Source organism: Streptomyces sp. NPDC051913, from assembly GCF_044593635.1.
Lineage (GTDB): Bacteria > Actinomycetota > Actinomycetes > Streptomycetales > Streptomycetaceae > Streptomyces.
Genome location: NZ_JBIUCI010000005.1, coordinates 408,153 through 429,455, shown reverse-complemented (window position 1 = coordinate 429,455; position 21,303 = coordinate 408,153). Strand labels below are relative to the sequence as shown.

The window sequence follows — 21,303 nt, the reverse complement described above, 5'->3', positions numbered from 1 at the left end:
CTTCTGGTCGTCACTTCTTTACACGAACAGTCTTTGTGGACCGGGTCTCCAGAGTCATCTCGTCCGCCTCCGCGACCTTCGCCTTCAACCGCACAGTACCTGTCGCGGCATCGACCACGTCCACCACCTTCGCAAGCAGTTTCGCAGTATCGGCGTTGCCGGAAGCGCTTGCGAGCTGAACGGCCCGGCCCAGTTTGGACGTTGCTCCATCCATATCGCCCGCTTTGCGCAGATCCAGACCTTGTTGGATGACTTGTGCAAGTTCGGCCTGGCCGGTGTAGTGGGCGACCTGGGGGTTGATCGACGTCGAGGCGACCATGTCGTCGGTCCACACCGCCCGCACCAGTCCCTGGGCGCCCAAGTTCTGTGCGGTGCCGTCGGGTTGGGGGATCACGAGGGAGACCCGGGCGGCCAGCATCTCCTGGCCGAGATGGGCGACCGGCACCTCCACACAGACGTGGTAGTCACGGGACTCGTCTCCCCAGGAGCCGGTGGGATAGTCCCCGGCGCGCGGGCCCGCCTCGGTGCGGCGGTCGGTCAACTCCTCGACGGTGGGCGCGACCTGCTTCACGAACCTGATCGTCGTGCCGACCGGCGTCCACACCCGCAGGGAGACGTCCGCGACCTCCTTGCCCATCGCCGTCTCCATCATCTGCGTGAAGTCGGCGGCGAGACCGGCCGGGTCGGCGACGATGTCCGCCGTGCCGAGCAGCGCGGAGGCGATACCTGTGACTTCTTTCACTTCCCAGTCGGTGCCCACGCCCCGGGCGTCACAGGTGAAACGTCCGGCGCAGGAGTCGAGGGACGCCTTGAGGTCCTCGGGTGACTCGTGTTCATTGCGGCCGTCGGTGAGCAGGATGCCGTGCCGGATGGTGACGTCCGCCGAGGACAGCAGCCGGTCGGCGAGCCGCAGCCAGGTGCCGATGGCGGTGCCGCCGCCCGCGCTGAGCTTGCGCAGGGCCTGCTTGGCCTGGTCGCGGGTGGTGGCGTCGGCGACCGCGAGCCGCCCGCCGCCCGGATACACCTCCTTGGCGACATGGGTGCCGCCGATCACCGCGAAGTGCACCCCGTCGCGCAGGGTGTCGACGGCCGCGGCCGTGGCGTCACGGGCGTTGCGCATCTTGGTCGGCGGGTAGTCCATCGACCCGGAGCAGTCGACCATGATCGCCACGGCCGCGTCCGGGCCCTGACCCGGCGTGTAGAGATGGGGCGCGGCGACCGCGCTGCCGATGGTGCCGCCGCCGGTCGCGCTCACCGTGACGATCGCGTTGACCTCGCGGCCGCCCTCCGGCAAATACTCGTTCTGGTACACGTCGACCGAGAACTGCGGCACGTTGGACTTCGAGAAATTGGCCATGCCTGATCGAATCCCCCTTGAGAACCCCACGGTTGCAGGGCGTACGACTGTGTGCGGACCGGTCCCCTCCGGTCCGTCGAGGCATTCCCCGTACGAATCGGCCTCAGGCCGATCCTGCCCCCTGCGAAGGGGCGGGGAACGGCACGAGGGCCACTGTTACGTTGTCGTGGCCCCCGCCGTCCAGGGCGTGACCGACCAGGACCTGCGCGCCGTGCAGGGGGCGCACGGCGGCATCGAGCGGTACGGCCTCGGCCATGTCCTGCGCGGCCTCCGCGTAGTTCCACAGTCCGTCGGTGCACACCACCACTACACCCGGCCGGTCCGGCTTGAAGGAAGCGGTGTGCGGCTCCAGTTCGTAGGCGTCCGCGCCGAGCCAGCCGGTGATCGCGTGGGCGCGCTCGTCGGCGTACGCCTCCGCCTCGTTCATCAGGCCCGCCGCGACCATCTGCGCGGCCCACGAGTCGTCCTCGGTGAGCCGGGCCGGCAGCGAGGTGCGGTCCACCGGCACCCAGTAGGCGCGGCTGTCGCCGACCCAGCCGACGACCAGCAGTCCCGACGTCACCACGGTGCCGACGATCGTGCAGGCCGGGGCGTTCTGGTGGGGGGCGTGCTCACGGGCCGTCTGCGGTTCGGCGGCCAGGGCGTTGACCGCGCGGGAGGCGGCGACGATCGCGTCGTGCATCGCCTGCTGCGGGTGGGTGCCGCGCGCGAGGGCGGCCAGCAGGGACTCGCTCGCCGCCCGGGACGCGGCGAGGGAGGCGTCGTCGGGGCGGGTCGCTGAGGAGACGCCGTCGCAGACGATCGCCACGGAGGCGGGCGAACCGTCGGGCAGGGCGGCGGTGCCGACGGCGAACGCGTCCTCGTTGCGGTGGTGGCGCAGACCGCGGTCGCTGACGGCCGCCATCGGGCCGCACTCCTGCTCCATGTGGTCGCGCTCGCGGGGCTGGGCGTGCCCGCAGTTCTCGCAGTAGCCGTCGTGGTCGACCCGGCCCGCACGGCAGGCCACGCACACCTTGACGCCCTCCGCCGGGGTAGGTGTCTCGGCGGTCACCCGCGGGTCCGGCGCCTGAAGCGGGTACTCGTCCGGCTCCGACGGCCGGTCGAAGCGCACCCCGGAGGCCGGGGAGACGGGGGAGCCGCTCGGGGGCGGCACGGCCAGGCCGTGGCCACCGGAGTCTCCGGAGTCGATGCCCGTCAGATCCGTCGGCAGATGGGTCGCCGGCGGGGTGTCGGCGCCGGCGGGCTCGTGCGCGGCCGGCCAGGGGGCGCCCCCGTCCGCTGCCGGTGACGGCGCGGCCACCGGCGCCGAGCCGTTCACGGCGAGCGTCGGGTGGTCGTCCGGGTGGGCCGGTACGGCGGACAGGTCGTATCCGCACGCACCGCAGAAGCGGTCACCCGACTCGAGCGGCTCCTCGCAGCTCGGGCAGTTCGTCAGGGCGGCCTGCTGGGGCATCTGCGACATCAACTACACCCACGTCCGGGGGCGGTAACGGTTGGCACGTTCCACCAGGTCGATCCTCTCCTCGCCGCCCCGCGCGAGCCGGGCCAGCGTGCGGTACGAACGCTCCAGGCCGAAGCGGAGTCCCCGCTCGTCCAGTTCGCTGCCGAGCAGCACCCGACGGGCCGCCGGGTCGGCGCCCCGGCCACCGGAGAGTACCCAGTCCAGGGCGCAGCCGAGGACTTCGGCGGACAACTGCTCCCGGCGCGCCGGATCCAGCCCGTACGCGTCCAGCGCCTCGACCTGCCCCGCGGCTGCGGTGAGGTCGTCAAGGAACGGTACGTCACCGGCGCCGGGTGTGCGTTGACGCAGCCGGGCCCGTACGGCGGCCACGCGGGCGGCGGTGTAGTGGATGGAGCTCTCCGGCACCGACTCCAGTGTCCCCACGGCGCTACGACGGTCCCCGGCCGCGAGCTGGACCCGCGCGAGCCCGAACGCGGCGCTCACATAGCTGGGGTCGGTCGCCCAGACCAGCCGGTAGTACTCGGCGGCGTTGTCCAGCTGGCCCAGCACCTCCGCGCACAGGCCGAGCGCCAGCTTCGGCGCGGGCTCGCCGGGGAAGGCGTCGTAGATCGCGTCGAAGGCGAGTGCGGCCGCCTCGTGGTCCCCGGTGACCAGGGCGGCGACCCCGCGGTACCAGACCACCCGCCAGTCGTCGGGCCGCTCGTCCTCCACCCGCGCCAGCGCCTCCAGCGCGGTGTGCGCGTCGCCGTTCTCCAGCCACGCCCGGATCTGCCGCAACCGCGTCTCGACCGACGGGGCCGGCGCGGCGGCGAGCGCCCCCAGCAGTTCCGCGGCGGCGGTCGCCATGAGCCCGGCGAGGAAACCGGCGTTGGGATCGGCGGGGTCGACCCGCGGAACGGGAAGCGCCAGCGCCGCGGCCGGCGTCCCGACCGGCTTGACCAGCGCCACCATGCTCCCGAGCGTCGGGACGGCGCCACCGCCCACGGCGGCGGACGCGAGCGCGGCGGTGCCGGACGGCCGACGCCGCGGAACGACCACCCGCGCCCCCAGCCGTGACACCTCCCCGTCCAGCTTCGGGAACAACTCCGTGTCCGTCACCCGCAGTTCGGGACCGAACAGCGTCGACAGCGCGGGCCGCGCCCGGCCCGTCTGGAGCGAGACGACCTCGCGCAGCACACCGGTCAGCTGCTCGGCCATCTCCTGGGCGGAGGCGAAGCGACGGGCCGGGTCGGGGTCGGTGGCGCGGACCAGGAAACGGTAGAAGGACTCGTACTGGCGGAAGACCTCGATGTTGTCGGGGTCGGGCAGGGAGTCCACGAAGACGTTCGTGTAGCCCTGGAAGTCGAAGGTGAGGACGGCGAGCGTGCGGGCGACCGTGTAGAGGTCGGACGCCACCGACGGGCCGACCTCGGCTACCTCGGGCGCCTGGTAGCCGACCGTGCCGTAGATGGCCGACTCGTCGTCGTCCATCCTGCGGACCGCGCCCATGTCGATGAGCTTGAGCTGGTCCTCGGTCTGGATGGCGTTGTCGACCTTGAAGTCGCAGTAGAGGAGGTTGCGGCTGTGGAGGTGGCCGAGCGCCTCCAGGGCCTCGATGCCGTACGCGCAGGCCTGTTCCACCGGGAGCGGGTCGCGCTTGCCGGCCGGGGTACGGCGGCCGTTGGCGATCTCCTTGAGGGACTTGCCGCCCACGTACTCCATGACGATGTACCCGTCCAGCGAACCCGTCCGCTGGTCGAGGTGCTCCACGAAGTTGTAGATCCGCACGATGTTGGCGTGCTCGATCTCCGCGAGGAAGCGCCGCTCGGAGATCGCCGCCGCCATCGCGTCCTGGTCGCCGGTGTCGAGCAGGCCCTTGAGGACCACCCAGCGGTCCGAGACCGCGCGGTCGACGGCCAGGTAGACCCAGCCGAGGCCGCCGTGCGCCAGACAGCCCACGACCTCGTACTGGCCGTGCACGATGTCGCCGGACGTCAGCTTCGGGACGAACGAGTACGGGTTGCCGCACTTGGTGCAGAAGCCCTCCGTGCGCCCCGGCCGCTCGCCGCGTGCCCGGCCCACCGGCGCCCCGCAGTCCGACCGGGAGCAGAACCGCTTGCGCTCGGGGACCTCGGGGTTCTCCAGCACCATCTCGCGCGGATCGGGACGCGGGACGCCCGGCACCTCGACCAGACCGGCGCCCAGCCGGCCCCGGGTACTCGCCCCGGTGCCGGAACCCGAGCTGCGCACCGACACCGACCGGCTCGTCGACCGGCCCGACAGGGCACGCGAGAGGCGGCCCGACACGGAGCGCCGGGACTTCGACGACTGCGAGGTGCTGCGGGACGTGCTGCGGCTGCTGCCGGAGCGTGAACTGGCGCTGCCCGAACCGCGCGAACCCTTGCCGCCGCCCGTGATCCCGGTCGGCGGGGAACCCACCATGCCGGTCGCCGACACCACCGGCGCGAGTCCGCAGGTGTCGCAGTACAGCTCACCGCCGCCGACATCCTCGTACGACCCGCCGCAGCTTGGCCGCTGACAGGTCTGCTGTGCTGCCTGAGTCATGACTGGGCCTCCCCCCTACGGTCCTCAGGACCGCTCTGCTCCGGCACCCGCGGGGCGCGGAGCAGTTCGGCGGCCGCGTGCTGGTAGCGCAGCACGGCCTGTTCGGCGACGCGCAGATCGCAGGGCGCGCTCCACAGCATGCGGCGCGCCGCGTCGTACCGCTCGATCAGGAACGGATCCTCGGCGAGCCCGTGCCGGGCGACCTTCGCCTTGTACGCGTCGAGGCGGCCACGCAGCTCCGCGCGGACCGCCAATGGCTGGGTGACCGCGGTCAACGACTCGCGGGCCCGCAGCAGTTCGTCCTCCGCCTTCTGCTCCAGGGACTCCAGGAGCGGGGACAGACGGTGCCACTGGGCGTGTCTGCGGTACTCGGCGGCGGTCGCCAGCTGCTCCTGAAGCACGGTCGGCGGACCGCTGACCACCGGCACCTCCGTGGCCGCGATCTTCGCCAGCACCTCACCGCGCGCGGTGCGGGCCTCGGCGAGCGTGCGGTCCGCACGGGAGAGCACGTCACGCAGCCGGACCAGCCGCTGCTCCGCGTCCTGGCGGACCGTCAGCACCGCGTCGATCTCCCGGCGTACGTCCTCCAGGGCACGCGCCTCCCGGTCGTACACCGTGGTGTCGGGTCGCCCGCCGCCCGGTGCCGAACTGCCCGGGGTGGGGTTCCAGTAGGCCAGCGGGTCGGAGACCACCTGCTCGCGCAGGGTCGTCAGCGTGCGCGTGATGCGCTCCAGGTCGTCGCCCGCCGGGTGCTCGCCCGGACGGACGCCCACCGAGTGCGCGAGCTTACGGGTGCGCTGGAGCTCCGCTGCCAGTAAATCTATCCGCGCGGGCAGCGCCGACCAGACGGCGTCGGCGGCGACGACCATGTCGAGCGAGGTCGCGTACAGCTCGTTCATCCGGTCGACGAGCGCGGCGAGGCTGAACTGCTCGCTGAGCTTGCCGGAATTTCCGTGCAGCGTGGGCGCGTTGGCCGTCGCCGTCGCGCTGCCCGCCACCGTCACCGACGAGCCGCGCAGCAGTTCCGTCAGCTCCACCAGGTCCTCACGGCTGGACCAGCGGCGGCGGGAGCGGATGGTGCGGGCCGTACGCAACGCGTCCGTGTACGCGTCGAAGTACGCCCACAGCAGCGTGATGGACGCCTCCGCGGCCGTCCAGCGCTCCCTGGTGACGCCCGTGAGCGCGGCGCCCTCCAGCAGCCTGCGGCCGGAGTGGTCCTGCAGGGCGAGGAGCGAGGTCTCGATCGCCTCGTACTCCGCGCCCAGCCGCGCCAGCGCACGGTCCACCTCGTCCCGGTCCATCACCGGCCCGGCGGGGGGTCCCGTGACGCCCATCGATCACCTCTCGCTGCTGGTCTGGTTGTTGGGGGTGGTTGCTCGCCGTGCTCGCCGTTCAGGTGCCTGTCGGTGCCTGTCTGTGCCTGTCTGTGCCTGCCTGTGTCCGTATCAGCTCGTGCGGAGGTACTCCGCCGGTGTCGGCGGCTTCGACTTCGCGGAGTCCTTGTCCAGTGTCGCCGAGAGCCACTTGTCGTACGACGCCTGCCAGCCGTCCGCGGTGTCCTTGCGGTAGTCCGCCAGGATCTGGTTGACCCGGCGTACCAGATCGTCCGCCTTCAGGTTCATCGCCACGCCGTAGTACTCGGTCGTGAACGGGTCGCCCTTCAGCTGGACCGTCGGGTCCTGGGCCGCCTGGCTCGCGGCGAGCGCGCCGTCCGTCACCACCGCGTCCACCTCGCCCAGTTGAAGCCGCACCAGGCAGTCCAGCTGGTTGGGCACCGGCTTGACGATCTCCGCCTTCGCGGTGAGCCCGCCCGCCTTCTGGTCGTCCGTCAGCGTGGTGTTGGCCGTCGAACCCTCCGCCGTGCAGATCCGCTTGCCGGCGAGGGTGTCGTCATACCCTGTGATCGTCGAGGACTTGGGGGCGAGGACCTGCTGGCCGGTCTTGAAGTACGGGGCGGAGAACGCGACCTGGCCGAGCCGTGTGCAGTTGATGGTCATCGTGCGCACCACCATGTCGACCCGGCCCTCCTGGAGCGCCGGGATGCGCTGGTTGGTGGGGATCGCCTTGAACAGCACCGCGTTCGGGTCACCGAGTATCTCTTCGGCGATCCGGTGCACCAGGTCGATGTCGAAGCCCTCCAGCGTTCCGCTGGTGCCCGCGTTCGGGTTGCGGTAGCCCCAGCGGTAGCTGTTCTGGTCCACGCCGACGATCAGCTTGCGCTCGTCGCCCACCCGGGCCTTGATCTTCTTGATGGTGTCGCCGTCCGCGCCCGACGGCGACAGGGTCTGCTTCTCCGGCGCCTTCTTGATCTGCGGGTCCTGACACGGGTCGTCCTCGGCCCGCGCCTGGCTGCCGTGGGCCACGCCGGGGCCTTTGGTCGCGGTGCCGTCGGCGCCCTTCGACTGCGTCAGCGGCAGCAGCAGCACGAACGCGAGCGCGAGGACGCAGACCACCGCCATCGCGGCCACACCGCCCCAGCCCCGCAGGCCGGCCCGCAGACGTCGTACGTTCATCGTCACGCCCCCTCTCACCGGTACTCCGACAGCCTGCGGCCGATGCCGAGGACCGCGCTGGCCGCGCCCAGGACGGCGAGCACCGCCGCGCCCACGGACAGACCCGTCATCGCGTCCAGGCCGTCGCCGGCCGCCTGCTCGAACTCGGACTCCTCGTGCGCGATCGCCTTGGCGAGATTGTCGTCGACGCTGTCGAAGCACTCGCCCGTCGCGTTCTCGGGGCCGATGACCCGGTTCAGCGCCGCCTCGTAGTTGCCGCGGTCGTCCTCGTCGCGGGCCGTGGCGTGGCGCTTCTGCCACTCCACCATGTTGCTCTCCGCCGCGGTGACCGGCTTCTCGCCGGAGCTGTCGTCGGCCAGCTTCGCCGCCTCGGCGAGGCCCGCGCCCAGCGTCTTCATGTTCTGCTGGAACGTGTTGTCGTAGGCGTCCTTGACCTCGTCCTCGCCCTTCGCGTTCTTGACGGTCACGGTCTCCGCGCCGCGCGCGACCAGCGTCAGGTTCTCGTTGCCCCTCGCCTTGAGCGACGCGATGCGCGCGTCGTGCAGGACGTTGAGGGAACGGACGCCGTGGTCGTAGGAGTCGTTGAGGCCCGCGCGGGCGATGCTGTGGCCGACAACCAGCCACAGGAGTACGACGGTCGCGGTGGCTGTCGCCGCCACCAGGCCGTGGTTCATGACCCGGTTCGTGCGGCGGTAGTTGCGGTGCTGGGCCCAGGCGAGGGCGGCGAGCGCCACGACGCCCAGCGCTATCGCCGCCCACGGGTACGGGGTCGCGTCGTCGTAGTCGGCGCGCAGGCGTTGGTTCTCGCTGGTGTAGAGGTCTTCCGCCGCCGGGAGCATGTCGTGCTGCATCTTGTCGTTGGCGTAGCGCAGATACGCGCCGCCGACCGGGAAGCCCTGGCGGTTGTAGGTGCGGGCGCGTTCCACCAGGCCCTTGTACTCCGGGAGCAGACGGTTGAGCTTCGCGACCGTCGCCGCGGCCGGGGAGTCGGGGTCGGAGTTCGCCGCGGCCTTGACGAGACCGGAGGCCGCCTTGTCGATGTCCTCCTCGTAGACCTCGCGGGAGGTCGGCGTCTCCTGGCCACCGGCGAGGAAGCCGCTGGAGGCGGCGGTGTTCGCGTCGGCGAGGCTGCGGTAGATGTCGGCCGCGGCGCTGCTGAGCGGCTGGCTCTTGTGCAGGACGTCGTCGGCCGCGGCGGCACGCTCCGCGGTCTGCCAGGCCGTGACGGCGCCGAACGCGATGACGAGGGCGGCGAGGAACGCGCCGATGATGCGCAGGCGGCCGGGTTCGGTGGTGGCCGCGTGGCGCAGGCGGTCGAAGCCCTCCGCGAACGCGGTGCGGCGGGGTTCCCCGGCGGTGGGCGTGGGCATGGTGGACGGGGCGGCGGCAGGGGTGGGGGTGCCGTTCGCCTGCGGGGTCTGTTGCGGTGGTACGGCCGGCATGGTGGGCATGCCGGTGTTCGGTGGTGCCGCGCTGCTTTTCGGCGGGTGTGTCACTGTTGACCTCCCCCATGGTCATCTGTCGCCGCAAGTATCGCTGCCGGGACCGACAATGCGCACCGGCCTTCACTGGATCTTGATCGGATCGCAGCGTGGGTGCCGGAAATCCGGCATAACGTAGCGCCCCGCACACCCCCTGCCCATTCACACGCGGCGGGAATCTGTTCGGTTCCCGGTGGGGAGGGTGCGGGGCGGTGGGGGTTCAGGGTTCGTAGTGCTGTCTTGTTCTTGCCTGGGCCGCCGTGGGGGCCTCTACGTCGTCCAGGCCCAGGAGTGCCGCGCCCAGTACCGGGCTCGCCGTGACCACCTGGGGTACGGCTTTTGGTGCGCGGGCTGACAGCAAGGTGCGTATGCCGGTGTCCAGTTGGGGGTGGGCCGCGGCCAGGACTCCGCCTCCCAGGAGCACCGGCGTCTCCTCGTTCAGCAGGTCCAGGCGGGTCAGGGCCACCGTGGCCATCGTCGCTACCTCGTCGGCCATGCGGTCTATCAGGGCGCGGGCTGTCGGATCGCCTGCCGCAGCCGTGGTGAAGAGGACCGGGGTCAGTTCGTGGCGGCGGGCGGGCTCAATGTGTTCTCGGTGCAGGGCCTCTATCAGGGCGTACATGGAGGGGAGGTGGAAGTGTGCGGGGAGGGTGCGGGTCAGGGTGGTGGGCTCGCCTCTGCCGTCCTCCGCTCTCGCCGCGTGCCAGAGTGCCTCTTCCGCCAGGCCCCAACCGCCGCCCCAGTCACCGGAGATCCGGCCGAGGGCGGGGAAGCGGGCGGTGCGGCCGTCGGGGCGCATGCCCACGCAGTTGATGCCGGCGCCGCAGACCACGGCCACGCCTCTTGGCTCGGTGGTGCCGGCGCGGAGGATGGCGAAGGTGTCGTTGCGGACCTTGACGGTGGTGGCCCAGCCGCGGGCGCGCAGAGCGGTGGTCAGCTGTTCTTCCTCGAAGGGGAAGTCCGCGTTCGCCAGGCACGCCGAGAGGTGGTCGGCTGTGCTGACTCCGGCGGTGGTGAAGGCCGTGGTCACGGCTTTGGCCACGGTGTCGAGGGCTTGCTCGGTGCCTGCCGCGTGGGGGCGGAAGCCGCCGCCTCTGGCGGTCGACAGGACCGTGCCGTCGGGGGCCAGGACGGCTACGTCCGTCTTGCTGTTGCCCGCGTCTATCGCGAGGACACGTGCCGTCATGCCCACGCGAGGTGCTCCCGGTTGTGTGCGATCAGTCGGTCGGTGAGGGTCTCGGCGTACTCGTACTGGGCGATCAGGGGGTGGGCGAGGAGGGCCTTGAAGACGCGGTCCCGGCCGCCGTGCAGGGCCGCCTCCAGGGCGAGGCCCTCGTAGGTGGTGACGTGTGCCGTCAGCCCCGCGAACAGCGGGTCCACGGGGGCCACGGGGAGGGGGCGGGGCCCGTTGCGGTCGACTGCCGCCTGGATCTCGATCACGGCGTCGTCGGGCAGGAAGGGCAGGGTGCCCCGGTTGAGTGTGTTCACCACCTGGTACGGGCTTCCCCCTCCGCTCAGCAGGGCCGCCGCCAGGTCGACGGCCGCCTCCGAGTAGTAGGCGCCGCCGCGTCGGGCCAGCAGGGCCGGCTTCTCGTCGAGGGTGGGATCGCTGTACAGGTGCAGCAGTTCCTGTTCCATCGCCGCTACTTCGGCGGCCCTGGACGGCTTGGTGCGCAGTTCGCGGACGACCTCGTCGTGTGCGTAGAAGTAGCGCAGGTAGTAGGACGGGACCACGCCCAGCCGGTTGATCAGGGTGGGGGGCAGGTGGAGGTCGGTGGCGATCGACTCGCTGTGCTTCGCGAGGAGTTCGGGCAGGACGTCCTTGCCGTCGGGGCCGCCGAGCCGTACGCCGGTCTCCCAGGTGAGGTGGTTCAGGCCCACGTGGTCCAGGTGGATCTCGGACGGGGCGACGTCCAGGAGGGCCGCGAACCTGCGTTGGAAGCCGATCGCCACGTTGCACAGGCCGACTGCCTTGTGGCCTGCCTGGAGGAGGGCCCGGGTGACGATGCCCACCGGGTTGGTGAAGTCGATCAGCCAGGCGTCGGGGTTGGTGCGGCGGACCCGTTCCGCTATGTCCAGGACCACGGGGACCGTGCGGAGGGCCTTGGCCAGACCGCCCGCTCCCGTCGTCTCCTGGCCCACGCAGCCGCACTCCAGGGGCCAGGTCTCGTCCTGCTGCCGGGCCGCCTGGCCGCCCACGCGGAGCTGGAGAAGCACCGCGTCGGCGCCCTCCACGGCGGCGTCGAGGTCGGCGGTGGTCGTGATGCGGCCCGGGTGGCCCTGGCGCGCGAAGATGCGGCGGGCCAGGGGGCCCATGAGGTCCAGGCGGTCGGTGGACGGGTCCGTCAGGACCAGTTCCTGGATGGGCAGGGTGTCCCGCAGACGGGCGAAGCCGTCGATGAGTTCGGGGGTGTAGGTCGAGCCTCCGCCGACCACGGTGAGTTTCATTCGGTGTTCAACCCTTTACTCCGGTGAGCGTGACACCCTCCACGAACGCCTTCTGCGCGAAGAAGAACACGAGGATCACGGGGGCCATGACCAGCACGGTCGCGGCCATGGTCAGGTTCCAGTCGGTGTGGTGGGCGCCCTTGAAGGACTCCAGGCCGTAGCTGAGGGTCCAGGCACCGGGGTTCTCCGAGGTGTAGATCTGGGGGCCGAAGTAGTCGTTCCAGGCGTTGAAGAACTGGAAGAGGGCCACCGCGGCGATGCCCGGCCTCGCCATGGGGAGGACGACCTTCAGCAGGGTGCGCAGATCGCCGCAGCCGTCCACCTTCGCCGCGTCCAGATACTCGCCCGGGATCGTCATCAGGAACTGGCGGAGGAGGAAGATCGAGAACGCGTCCCCGAAGGCGAGCGGGATGATCAGCGGCCACAGGGTGCCCGAGAGGTCCAGCTGCTTCGCCCAGAACAGGTACATCGGGATGACCACCACCTGGGGCGGCAGCATCATCATCGAGATGACCAGCATCAGGGAGAGGTTGCGGCCCCGGAAGCGGAACTTGGCCAGCGCGTACGCCACGGGGATCGACGACACGACCACGAGGACGGTGCCGGCGCCGGCGTAGAGCAGCGTGTTCTTCCACCAGGTCAGAAAGCCCGGGGTGTCGAAGACCTTCTGGTAGTTGGACCACTCCCAGGTGTGCGGGACGAGGTCGCGGCTCAGGGCCTGGTCGTCGCTCATGAGCGAGGTCAGGAAGACGAACACGAAGGGGAGCGTGAAGAAGAGGGCGGCCGCGATGCCGAGGGAGTGGATCGCTATCCATTCCAGGAGGGCCTTGCGGCGGGCCGTGCGTTCGGCCGGGGAGGTCGTCTCCTTCAACTCCACGGGCCTGTCCAGTAGTTGGGTCATCTGTCAGTCACCTGCCTGGATCAGGCCGCCTCGGCGCCGCATCAGGAACGCGGTGAAGGCCATGGAGAGGGCGAAGAGGACGAGCGCGACCACACAGGCCGAGCCGTAGTCGAAGCGCTGGAAGCCCAGGTTGTAGACGAGTTGGGGGAGGGTGAGGGTCGACTTCTCCGGGTAGCCGGGCTCGAACATGGTGCCCGCGCCCTGGATCACGCCCGAGGCGACCTTCCCGGCGACGAGGGGTTGGGTGTAGCACTGCATCGCCGCGATCACGCCGGTGACGACCGCGAACATGATGATCGGGGAGATGTTGGGGATCGTGACGTAGCGGAAGCGCTGCCAGGACGAGGCGCCGTCCAGCTCCGCCGCCTCGTACTGCTCCTTCGGTACGTCGAGCAGCGCGGCCATGAAGATGACCATGAGGTCGCCCACGCCCCACAGGAACAGGAGGGTGAGGGCCGGCTTGGACCAGTTCGGGTCGTTGAACCAGCCCGGGGCCGGGATGCCGATCTTCTCCAGGATCGAGTTGACCGGGCCCGTACCGGGGTTGAGGAGGAAGGCGAAGGCCATCGTCGCCGCGACCGGCGGGGCCAGGTAGGGCAGGTAGAAGAGGGTGCGGAAGACGCCCGTGCCGGTCCTGATCTTCGTGATGAGGAGACCTATGCCCAGTCCGAAGAGGACGCGCAGGGTCACCGTGATCACCACCAGCCACAGGGTGTTGCGCAGTGCGGGCCAGAAGTAGGGGTAGTGCTCGAAGACGTAGGTCCAGTTCTTCGTCCCGCTCCATGTCGGCGGCCTGAAGCCGTCGTAGTGCATGAAGGAGAAGTAGAGCGTCGAGATCATCGGGTACGCGAAGAAGACCGCGAAGCCGATCAGCCAGGGGGACATGAAGGCGGCCGTACGCAGGGCCGCTCGGCGGCGTTTTGACGCCAACGTGACGGTGCTCATGGCTACTTCGCCTGCGCGATGTCCGTGTCGATCTGCTGGGCCGCGGCGGCCAGACCCGCCTTGAGGTTCTTGGTCCTGCCGCTCTCGTAGTCGTAGCCCAGGTTCTGGATCGTGGTGAGGTACACGCCGCCGTTGAGGGAGGCGGGGCTGGTCGTGGAGTCGGGGTTCGCCGCGATGTCCAGGAACGTCTTGAAGCGCGGGTCGTACTTCAGCTTCGGGGACTTCAGGGCGGCGAGGGTCGACGGCACGTTGTGGATGGCGTTGGAGAAGTCCACCACCGCGTCGGTGTCCGTGGTGATGTACTTGACCAGTTCCCAGGCCGCGTTCTGCTTCTTGCTGGTGGCGGCGATGCCGGTGATCGTGCCCGTGATGTAGCCCTTGCCGTACTGGTCGGCCCGGTCGTCCGGGACGGGCAGCGGGGCGACGCCGATCTCGAAGTCGGGTTTGGCCTCCAGGGCCATGCCGAGGCGCCATTCGCCGTCGAGCTGCATGGCCACCTGGCCGGTGTGGAAGGGGTGCTTGGGGCCCCACTCGTCGCCCAGCTTGGAGCGGTACTTCTCCAGCTTGGTGTAGCCGCCGAGTTCGTCGACCAGCTTCTTCTGCGTGGTGAAGGCGGCGGCGACCGCCGGGTCCGTCGCCACCGTCGACTTGCCGCTCTTGTCGAAGTACGTGGGGGAGAACTGACCCATGTAGTGCTCGGTCGTGGTCTCCCAGCCGTGGTAGTTCGGCATGAAGCCGAGCTGCTTGAAGCTGTCCCCCTGAGGGATCGTCAACTTCTTCGCGTCGGACTCGAACTCCGACCAGGTCTTCGGCGGGGAGGCGATGCCGGCCTTCTGGAACGCGGTCTTGTTGTAGTAGAGGCCGTACGCGTCACCGAGCAGGGGGGCCGTGCAGCGGTTGCCCTCGAACTGGGTGTACTCGTTCATCGCCGTCGGGAAGGTCTTGGCGGGGTCGACGCCCGCCTTCTCGAAGAACGGGTTGAGGTCGACCAGGGCGCCGGAGGAGCAGAACTTGCCGACGGCGTTGGTGGTGAAGGACGAGATCACGTCGGGCGCCTTGGAACCGCCCGCGCGCAGCGCCTGGTTGATCTTGTCGTCCGTCATGTTGCCGACGACGTTGACGTGGATGTTGGGGTGCGCCTTCTCGAAGCCGGCGATCAGGGACTTGACCGCCTTCACCTCGTTCGGTGCGCTCCACGCGTGCCAGAAGTTGATCGTCGTCTCGGCGTTGGCGTCGTCGTCTGCGCCGGAGGTGGACTGGCCGGTACAGGCCGCCGTGGTCAGGAGGGCGAGGGAAGAAAGCAGGGCAAAAGCAGCTGTTCGGGCACGGTTGGGCATGGCGAAGTCTCCCTGGGGCGGGGAAAGGGGATGGGAGGAGGGGCTCAGCGCGAGGTGTCGAAGACCTCGTCGCGGGTGGCCGCCAGCGCGCTCTCCAGCGCGCCGCGCAGCACGGGCTGTTCGGATACGTCGCCGACGACGAGGTGGGGGCGGGCCGCGGCCAGCTCCTCCAGTTCGGACTGGACGAGTGAGCGCAGCGGCTCGCCGCCGGCGGTGAGGGAAGCGCCGCTCAGGACGACGAGTTCGGGGTCGAGGACGGAGACGAGCGAGGCCAGACCGGTGGCGAGGCGGGTCGCGTACGTCTCCAGCAGCTGTTGGTGGGCGGGGTCTTCGGAGTGTGCGGCGCGGGCGACGAGGGCGGCGGCGACCTCGGCGTACGGGCCGCTCGGAATGTCGTCGACGCCGAGTTCGCGGGCGAGCCGGGGGATGGCCTGGGAACCGGCCAGCTCCTGGTAGCCGCCGCTGTTGGCCTTGGTGACCTGCCGGACCAGCGGGGTGCCCGGCACCGGCAGGAAGCCGACCTCGCCCGCGCCGCCGGTCCAGCCGCGGTGCAGCCGGCCGCCGAGGACGAGCGCGGCGCCGAGACCGCCCTCGTTCCAGAGGAGGACGAAGTCCTCATGGCCGCGGGCCGCGCCGAGCCGCTGTTCGGCGACGGCGACGAGGTTGACGTCGTTCTCGTACTCCACCGGCATCGGCAGCGCGGCGGCGATCTCGTCGAGGAGGGCCGGGGTGTGCCAGCCGGGGAGGTGGGAGGCGTAGCGCAGTCGGCCGGTGTTGGGGTCGAAGGCGCCGGGGGTGCCGATGACGAGGCGGTGCACGTCGGCGCGGGTCAGACCCGCCGCCTTGGTGGCGCCGTCGAGGGCGTCGGTGACCTGCTGGACGACCGGGGTACCGGTTCGCCTGCCAGGGGTGGGCAGTTCGTACGAGCCGACCGTGCGGCCGGTGATGTCGGCGACGGCGGCGAGGACGCGTTCGGGGGTGACGTCGAGGCCGGCCGCGTGGGCGGCGGCCGGATTCACCTCGTACAGCTGGGCGTTGGGGCCGGGCCTGCCCTCGGTGGTGCCGCCGGCCAGGACCAGTCCGGCGGCCTCCAGCCGGGCCAGCAGCTGGGACGCGGTCGGCTTGGACAGGCCGGTGAGCTTGCCGATCCGGGTGCGGGACAGCTGCCCGTGCTCCAGCAGGAGGTCGAGGGCGGCGCGGTCGTTCATCGCGCGGAGTGTGCGCGGGGTGCCGGCCATGTGTACCCCTCTCCCGGGACTGTTCCGCAGCAGACTCTACGGATTGTGACTGTTAGGAAGGTTTCCTATCGGATGCGAGGAACATAGGTCTGGACCGAGGGGGAGTCAAGAGGGGCAGAAGAAACCGCCCCGGCGGGAAACGGAGTCGTTACCTGCCGGGGCGGTGGGAGGGGGGCTGTGACTACTGGACGTCTATGTAGTCGCCGGTCGCCTTCGCCGAGGCCGTCGTGGACGTGCCCGCGAAGACGTACCGGTAGTAGCCGTCCTTCGACGCCGTCACGGTCGTCTTCAGAGCGCCGGTGGTCGAGGACGTCACCGTCTTGACGGTGCTGTAGGTGTCCGAGCCCTTGGCGCGGAACTGGAGCGTGGCCTTCTGTGAGGTGTAGGCGGAGTAGGAGCCCGTCTCCCAGTTGGCGCGGCTCAGCTTGCCGGTGACCGTGATGGTCCTGCCCTTCTTCACCGGCTCCGGCGAGGCGTTGACGGTGACCTTCGCGGCGCGCTTGAGCTGGACGCTGCCCTTGTTGCCCCAGGCCGCGTAGCCGTACTCGAGGCTGATGTGGTCGTCCGAGTCGTCGTCGTCCGCGTTGATCTGGCCGTAGAAGCCGCCGACCGTCCAGGTGGTGGCGTCCGCGGCCTCGAAGAGGTCGTACTCCGGGTCGATGCTGAAGGTGTCGGAGCAGGACTCCGTGACCGTGGTGTCGGTCGTCGCCGTGGTGGTGCAGGTCGGCGAGGACGAACCCTCGATCACGTTGTCGGAGGTCGCGAGGCCGCCGCGGTAGATCATGACGCCGGCGGCGTTGTTCTTGTAGTCGATCGTCAGATCGGAGGGGCGGGTCAGGGTGTACGTCACCGGGACCTCCACCTCCTTCGAGGTGCCGACGGTGATCGCCTTGCCGTTGTTGACGGTCACGTCGGCGAAGACGAGGTCCGGCGTGGCGGCCTGTGCGGCGGGCACGGCCAGCGCGGACAGAGCCAGGGCGCCGGTCACGGCGGCGCCGATGGCGAGCATTCTCATGTGTTTCCCCACATTCGAAGCGGGCCCCTGGGCGTTGCGCTCCAGAACAAGGGCCCGCTGACGGATCGAACCTAGCCGGGAGGGGGTGTGGAGGGAATGCGGGTGGGCTGTGAACATCATTAATTACGGCGCGGGGTCCGGGGCCTGGTTCCGGAGCCGTCACGAGTTCATCACGATCATGCCTTTTCGCAGGTGGAGGGTGTTCGCTTCACAGGTTCCTGCTCTGTCATCCGGCTACGGAACATGAAGGGGAGGGGAACCCTGTGAACAACTCGGCTCGACGTGCGGTGCCCGCGGTGCTGTTGTGCGCGGCTGTGGGTTTCGGCGTGGGCGGGTGCCGGGTGGGGGGCGACGACTCGGCGGCGACGGCGCGGGTGGCCAGGGCGGCTTCGGTGCCCGCCTGTCCAGGAGAGATCCGGTGGGGGCGGGTAAGCCAGGAACGGACCCTCATCGCGGTCTCCGGTGGGCAAGGAGACCGGGGACGTGCGTCTGGTGCCGCTCCGTGTGCGGGAGTTGGAGCCGCGGGTCGAGACGAGCGGCGCCGGGCCGTCCACCGAGCGGGTCCTGGCCTCCCTCGACAAACGCCTCGGGGGCGCGATCCCGGTGGCCCGACCGGGTAGGTCGTCCGCGACCGTGGAACACACCGACGTCGCCGACTACCTGGGCGCCTCGGGCCGTTTCGTGTCCGCCTGGGGCGTGCGGGCCGTCGAAGCGAGCTTCACGGCGGACTGCGACGGTACGACGGTGTACGGCAGCGTCAGCACCTGGTACGGCGACAGCGGCGCCGCGCTGAGGTGCGGCCTCGACCCCGCCGAGGAGGGCGACAAGGAGCAGTGGGTCGCCGAGGCCTACACCCTGGCCTGCGGAGACGGCTCGTGAAGCTGCTCATGGCGTGCTGGCGGGCGGCCGTGGCCGTCCAGTCGCCCCTGATGGCGGTCCAACTGCTCGCCGGGCTCGTGGACGACGGGTTCACCTGGGCAGGCCTGGGCCAGGAGGCGGCGACCGCGGTCCTGGTCTGGGGCACCGTCAGCCTCGTCTGGGCGGCGCTGGTGTGGTGGTGGCTCAGGCGCCGGTCGCGGACGGCCGGGCTCACCTTCTCCGCGGCGGTCCTCGACGACCGGCAGCGGCATCTGCTGCGCGCGGCGGACGTCTCGGACGGCTGGCCGGAGCGGATGCGGGAGCGGTTGAACTCCGCCGAGCGGGCGTTCCTGATCGCCGAGAAGGGCCGGCCGGAGGAGGTCCGGTTCCGGTGGCGCGCGGGCCGTTCCGCCTCCTCGGCCCACGGCTCCCTCGCCTTCGACCCGGCCACCGGCACGGTCCTCGTCGACCTCCGCGCCGACGAGGGCCACCTCGGAGTGGCGGGCCTGCGCAGAGGCACGGCGTTCGTCGCGGTGTGCCAGGTCGCGGGGGAACTGGGGCTGACGGGGGCGGGCGGGTGATCGGCGAGGCGTACGCCGGGGCGCTGGCCGTCCTGGCGGCCTTCACGACGATGCCGCCCCGATGACCGCGCCACCCGACGCCGGCGCCTCGACCTCGCTCGAAGGGGCGGCGGGCGACGCCCTGGGCCGGCCGGGCTGCCGCCGCTGACGGGACTGGGCGACGTCCCGGGCCGGCCGGGCTGCCGCGCTGACGGGGCCGCCGTGGCTCGCCGACCCAGCCCGGCGCAGGCGTCGGCTCTGCTGCCGATGGCGGGTGTCGTGGTGCTTGTCTCAGCTGCCGACCTTGTCGCGGGAGGGGGTTGGTCGGTGGCCGGTTGGGGGTGTGGGCGGTGCCCTGGGGTTGGCTGGCTGGGGCCGGCGTGGCTCGGCGGCTCGGGGTATGCCGACGCTGGTGCTGGTGCTGGTGCTGGTGCTGGTGCTGGTGTTGGGCGTCGTGGCGCGGCTTCTCAGTGGGCGGCCGGTGGCGGGATGGCGGGGGCCGGTGCGCTTTTGCGGAATGACCGCAACCGACGTGCCGTAGGGGAAGGAAAGAAGAAGGCGGCGCCGAGGCGGGATGACCGCGGCCGATGTGCTGTAGCGGAATGGCAGAAGGCGGCGCTCAGGGGGACCCCGGGCGCCGCCTGTCTCGTGGTGGCTACTTCTGGGTGAGTGGTGTTGCTGCCTGGGCCTGGGGGGAGGCGGTGTTGGAGTAGGCCGAGGGGGCCGCGATGGCGGCGGTGGGGTCGGGTGCGGGGTCGGGCGCCGCCACCGGGCCGCCGACGATGTCGATGTCAGCCGCGTCGAAGGCCCGCTTGACGCGCCAGCGGAGTTCGCGCTCCACGGTGAGCGCCTTGCCCGGCATGGTCTTCGCCGAGACGCGCACGATCATGGAGTCCAGCAGGACGCTGTCGAGGCCCAGGACCTCGATCGGGCCCCACAGGAGCTCGTTCCAGGGCTCTTCCTTGCTCATGCGCTCGGCGACCTCGTCGATCGTCGCCTTCACCTTGTCCAGATCCTCCTCCGAGCGGACCGTCACGTCGACGCCGGCCGTGGCCCAGCCCTGGGAGAGGTTGCCGATGCGCTTGACCTCGCCGTTGCGGACGTACCAGATCTCGCCGTTGTCGCCGCGCAGCTTCGTGACCCGCAGGCCCACCTCGATCACTTCGCCCGAAGCCACTCCCGCGTCGATCGTGTCGCCCACGCCGTACTGGTCCTCCAGGATCATGAAGACGCCGGAGAGGAAGTCCGTGACCAGGTTGCGGGCGCCGAAGCCGATCGCCACGCCCGCCACACCGGCCGACGCCAGGAGCGGGGCGAGGTTGATCTCGAAGGTGCCGAGGATCATCAGGGCCGCGGTGCCCATGATGATGAAGCTGGCCACCGAGCGCAGCACCGAACCGATCGCCTGGGACCGCTGACGCCGCCGCTCGACATTGACCAGCAGGCCGCCGAGCGCGGTGCCGTCGACCGCCTGGACCGTGCGGTTCATGCGATCTATCAGCTTGGTGATCGCCCGCCGTACGGCGACTCTCAGCACCGCCGCTATCACCAGGATCAGCAGCACGCGCAGACCGATCGCCAGCCAGGTCGACCAGTTCTGCTCGACCCAGCTCGCGGCGTTCGTCGCGCTCTCCTGGGCGTCCTGGAGCGAGGGGACGGTCGCGGTCTGGCTCTCCGAGGGAGAGGGCGACGGGGTCGCGGTCGCGGCCAGTAGGACGGCGGGCAAGGACACGGCAGGTACCTCCAGGTGCAGCGTCCGCCGCCCGGCGTACGGGCAAGGTCACGGAAAGGTCACCGGGCGGCAGGCCCACCACACTAACGGTGCATCGTGTGTGGATCGTCGCCATGTTCGAGGGAGAGACCGTGCTCACCTGGGGATGCTGAAAGCAGTGGTCGCAGGTGTGGTCGAAAACACTCCCAGCCCGTTACCGGGAGATGGTGGCGCTTCCACCAGGCATGAGGGGAGACTGACTACAGATCGTCCCGGCGCGAGCCACGCGCCGCCGACGCCCAAGGAGGCATCCGTGCCGCATGTCCTGGTCCTCAACGCGTCGTACGAGCCACTGGGCGTCGTACCGCTCCGCCGCGCGCTCGTCCTCGTGCTCGAAAACAAGGCCGTCTGCCTCGAGGAGTCCGGCGCCTTCATGCACAGCGCAACCGTCACAGTCCCCGCACCAAGCGTGGTCCGGCTCAAGCGATTCGTCCGGGTTCCCTATCGGGGGCCCGTTCCTCTTACCCGGCGCGCGCTCTTCGCCCGCGACGGGGGCCGGTGCATGTACTGCGGTGGCGTCGCAACCAGCGTCGACCACGTCATCCCGCGCAGCCGCGGGGGCAAGCACGTGTGGGACAACGTGGTGGCCTCGTGCCGCCGCTGCAACCACGTGAAGGCCGACCGACACCTGTTCGAGATCGGCTGGCGGCTGCGCCACAAACCCGCTCCACCCACCGGCCTGGCCTGGCGCATCATCGGGACCGGCCACAGGGACCCGCGCTGGCTGCCGTACTTGCAGCCGTACGGCGCGGAAGACGCGATGGCCCGGATCGACGGCATCTCTGCCTGACCACGATCCGGGCCTTTGTGTTGTCGTGGCCCGGTGCCGCGCGGTGCCGCGCGGTGCCCCGGGGGTCCCCCGTGCCCCCGGGG

Annotated in this window: 18 protein-coding genes; 4 read left to right on the top strand and 14 right to left on the bottom strand. The window is 70.6% G+C overall.

What is annotated here, in order from left to right:
• Positions 1 to 10 precede the first annotated feature (10 nt).
• The 13 genes from ACIHIX_RS17950 to ACIHIX_RS17890 all read right to left on the bottom strand — a co-directional run bounded on the left by ACIHIX_RS17950 (position 11) and on the right by ACIHIX_RS17890 (position 17,241).
• Entirely contained in the window at positions 11 to 1,357 is a 1,347-nt protein-coding gene (locus ACIHIX_RS17950; protein ID WP_399956545.1) for a VWA domain-containing protein, read from the bottom strand.
• Positions 1,358 to 1,460: 103 nt separating this feature from the next.
• On the bottom strand, positions 1,461 to 2,822 hold the full coding sequence (locus ACIHIX_RS17945) for a PP2C family serine/threonine-protein phosphatase (protein ID WP_399956542.1): 1,362 nt from the start codon (positions 2,820 to 2,822) through the stop codon (positions 1,461 to 1,463).
• Positions 2,823 to 5,363 (bottom strand): tetratricopeptide repeat protein, encoded by a 2,541-nt coding sequence (locus tag ACIHIX_RS17940; protein ID WP_399956539.1) that lies wholly within the window; start codon positions 5,361 to 5,363, stop codon positions 2,823 to 2,825.
• Positions 5,360 to 6,697, bottom strand: coding sequence for a hypothetical protein (locus ACIHIX_RS17935; RefSeq protein WP_399956536.1), 1,338 nt, complete (start codon positions 6,695 to 6,697; stop codon positions 5,360 to 5,362). The genes ACIHIX_RS17940 and ACIHIX_RS17935 overlap by 4 nt, the downstream gene beginning before the upstream one ends.
• Positions 6,698 to 6,808: 111 nt before the next feature.
• Positions 6,809 to 7,876: a glutamate ABC transporter substrate-binding protein gene (locus ACIHIX_RS17930; protein ID WP_399956533.1), complete on the bottom strand. Its 1,068-nt coding sequence runs from the start codon at positions 7,874 to 7,876 to the stop codon at positions 6,809 to 6,811.
• A gap of 14 nt (positions 7,877 to 7,890) precedes the next feature.
• A complete protein-coding gene (locus ACIHIX_RS17925; protein ID WP_399957321.1) occupies positions 7,891 to 9,318 on the bottom strand; it encodes a hypothetical protein in 1,428 nt (475 codons plus the stop codon).
• Between the two features lie 259 nt (positions 9,319 to 9,577).
• Positions 9,578 to 10,549, bottom strand: a complete 972-nt coding sequence (locus tag ACIHIX_RS17920) for an N-acetylglucosamine kinase (protein WP_399956531.1) — start codon at positions 10,547 to 10,549, stop codon at positions 9,578 to 9,580.
• Positions 10,540 to 11,805: a 6-phospho-beta-glucosidase gene (locus tag ACIHIX_RS17915; protein WP_399956528.1), complete on the bottom strand. Its 1,266-nt coding sequence runs from the start codon at positions 11,803 to 11,805 to the stop codon at positions 10,540 to 10,542. Before ACIHIX_RS17915 ends, ACIHIX_RS17920 begins: the two co-directional genes overlap by 10 nt.
• 7 nt (positions 11,806 to 11,812) lie before the next feature.
• Entirely contained in the window at positions 11,813 to 12,706 is an 894-nt protein-coding gene (locus ACIHIX_RS17910; protein ID WP_399956524.1) for a carbohydrate ABC transporter permease, read from the bottom strand.
• A 3-nt stretch (positions 12,707 to 12,709) separates the two neighbouring features.
• On the bottom strand, positions 12,710 to 13,651 hold the full coding sequence (locus tag ACIHIX_RS17905) for a carbohydrate ABC transporter permease (RefSeq protein ID WP_399956521.1): 942 nt from the start codon (positions 13,649 to 13,651) through the stop codon (positions 12,710 to 12,712).
• Positions 13,652 to 13,653: 2 nt separating this feature from the next.
• A complete protein-coding gene (locus ACIHIX_RS17900; RefSeq protein ID WP_399956519.1) occupies positions 13,654 to 14,988 on the bottom strand; it encodes an ABC transporter substrate-binding protein in 1,335 nt (444 codons plus the stop codon).
• A gap of 44 nt (positions 14,989 to 15,032) precedes the next feature.
• Positions 15,033 to 16,226, bottom strand: a complete 1,194-nt coding sequence (locus ACIHIX_RS17895; RefSeq protein WP_399956516.1) for an ROK family protein — start codon at positions 16,224 to 16,226, stop codon at positions 15,033 to 15,035.
• 181 nt (positions 16,227 to 16,407) lie between these two features.
• Complete coding sequence (locus ACIHIX_RS17890; protein WP_399956513.1) at positions 16,408 to 17,241, bottom strand: hypothetical protein; 834 nt, start codon at positions 17,239 to 17,241, stop codon at positions 16,408 to 16,410.
• A 483-nt stretch (positions 17,242 to 17,724) separates the two neighbouring features.
• Here ACIHIX_RS17890 and ACIHIX_RS17885 point away from each other — a divergent pair, with 483 nt between their 5' ends.
• The 3 genes from ACIHIX_RS17885 (at position 17,725) to ACIHIX_RS17875 (ending at position 19,200) form a co-directional block, all read left to right on the top strand.
• On the top strand, positions 17,725 to 18,120 hold the full coding sequence (locus ACIHIX_RS17885) for a hypothetical protein (RefSeq protein ID WP_399956510.1): 396 nt from the start codon (positions 17,725 to 17,727) through the stop codon (positions 18,118 to 18,120).
• On the top strand, positions 18,117 to 18,680 hold the full coding sequence (locus tag ACIHIX_RS17880; protein WP_399956508.1) for a hypothetical protein: 564 nt from the start codon (positions 18,117 to 18,119) through the stop codon (positions 18,678 to 18,680). The genes ACIHIX_RS17885 and ACIHIX_RS17880 overlap by 4 nt, the downstream gene beginning before the upstream one ends.
• 379 nt (positions 18,681 to 19,059) lie before the next feature.
• Positions 19,060 to 19,200 carry a hypothetical protein gene (locus ACIHIX_RS17875; protein WP_399956505.1) on the top strand — a complete coding sequence of 47 codons (141 nt, stop codon included), beginning with the start codon at positions 19,060 to 19,062 and terminating at the stop codon, positions 19,198 to 19,200.
• 114 nt (positions 19,201 to 19,314) lie between these two features.
• Here ACIHIX_RS17875 and ACIHIX_RS17870 read toward each other — a convergent pair whose 3' ends face one another.
• Positions 19,315 to 20,391 carry a mechanosensitive ion channel family protein gene (locus tag ACIHIX_RS17870; protein WP_399956502.1) on the bottom strand — a complete coding sequence of 359 codons (1,077 nt, stop codon included), beginning with the start codon at positions 20,389 to 20,391 and terminating at the stop codon, positions 19,315 to 19,317.
• Positions 20,392 to 20,683: 292 nt separating this feature from the next.
• Here ACIHIX_RS17870 and ACIHIX_RS17865 point away from each other — a divergent pair, with 292 nt between their 5' ends.
• Entirely contained in the window at positions 20,684 to 21,220 is a 537-nt protein-coding gene (locus tag ACIHIX_RS17865) for an HNH endonuclease (protein ID WP_031476758.1), read from the top strand.
• Positions 21,221 to 21,303 lie beyond the last annotated feature (83 nt).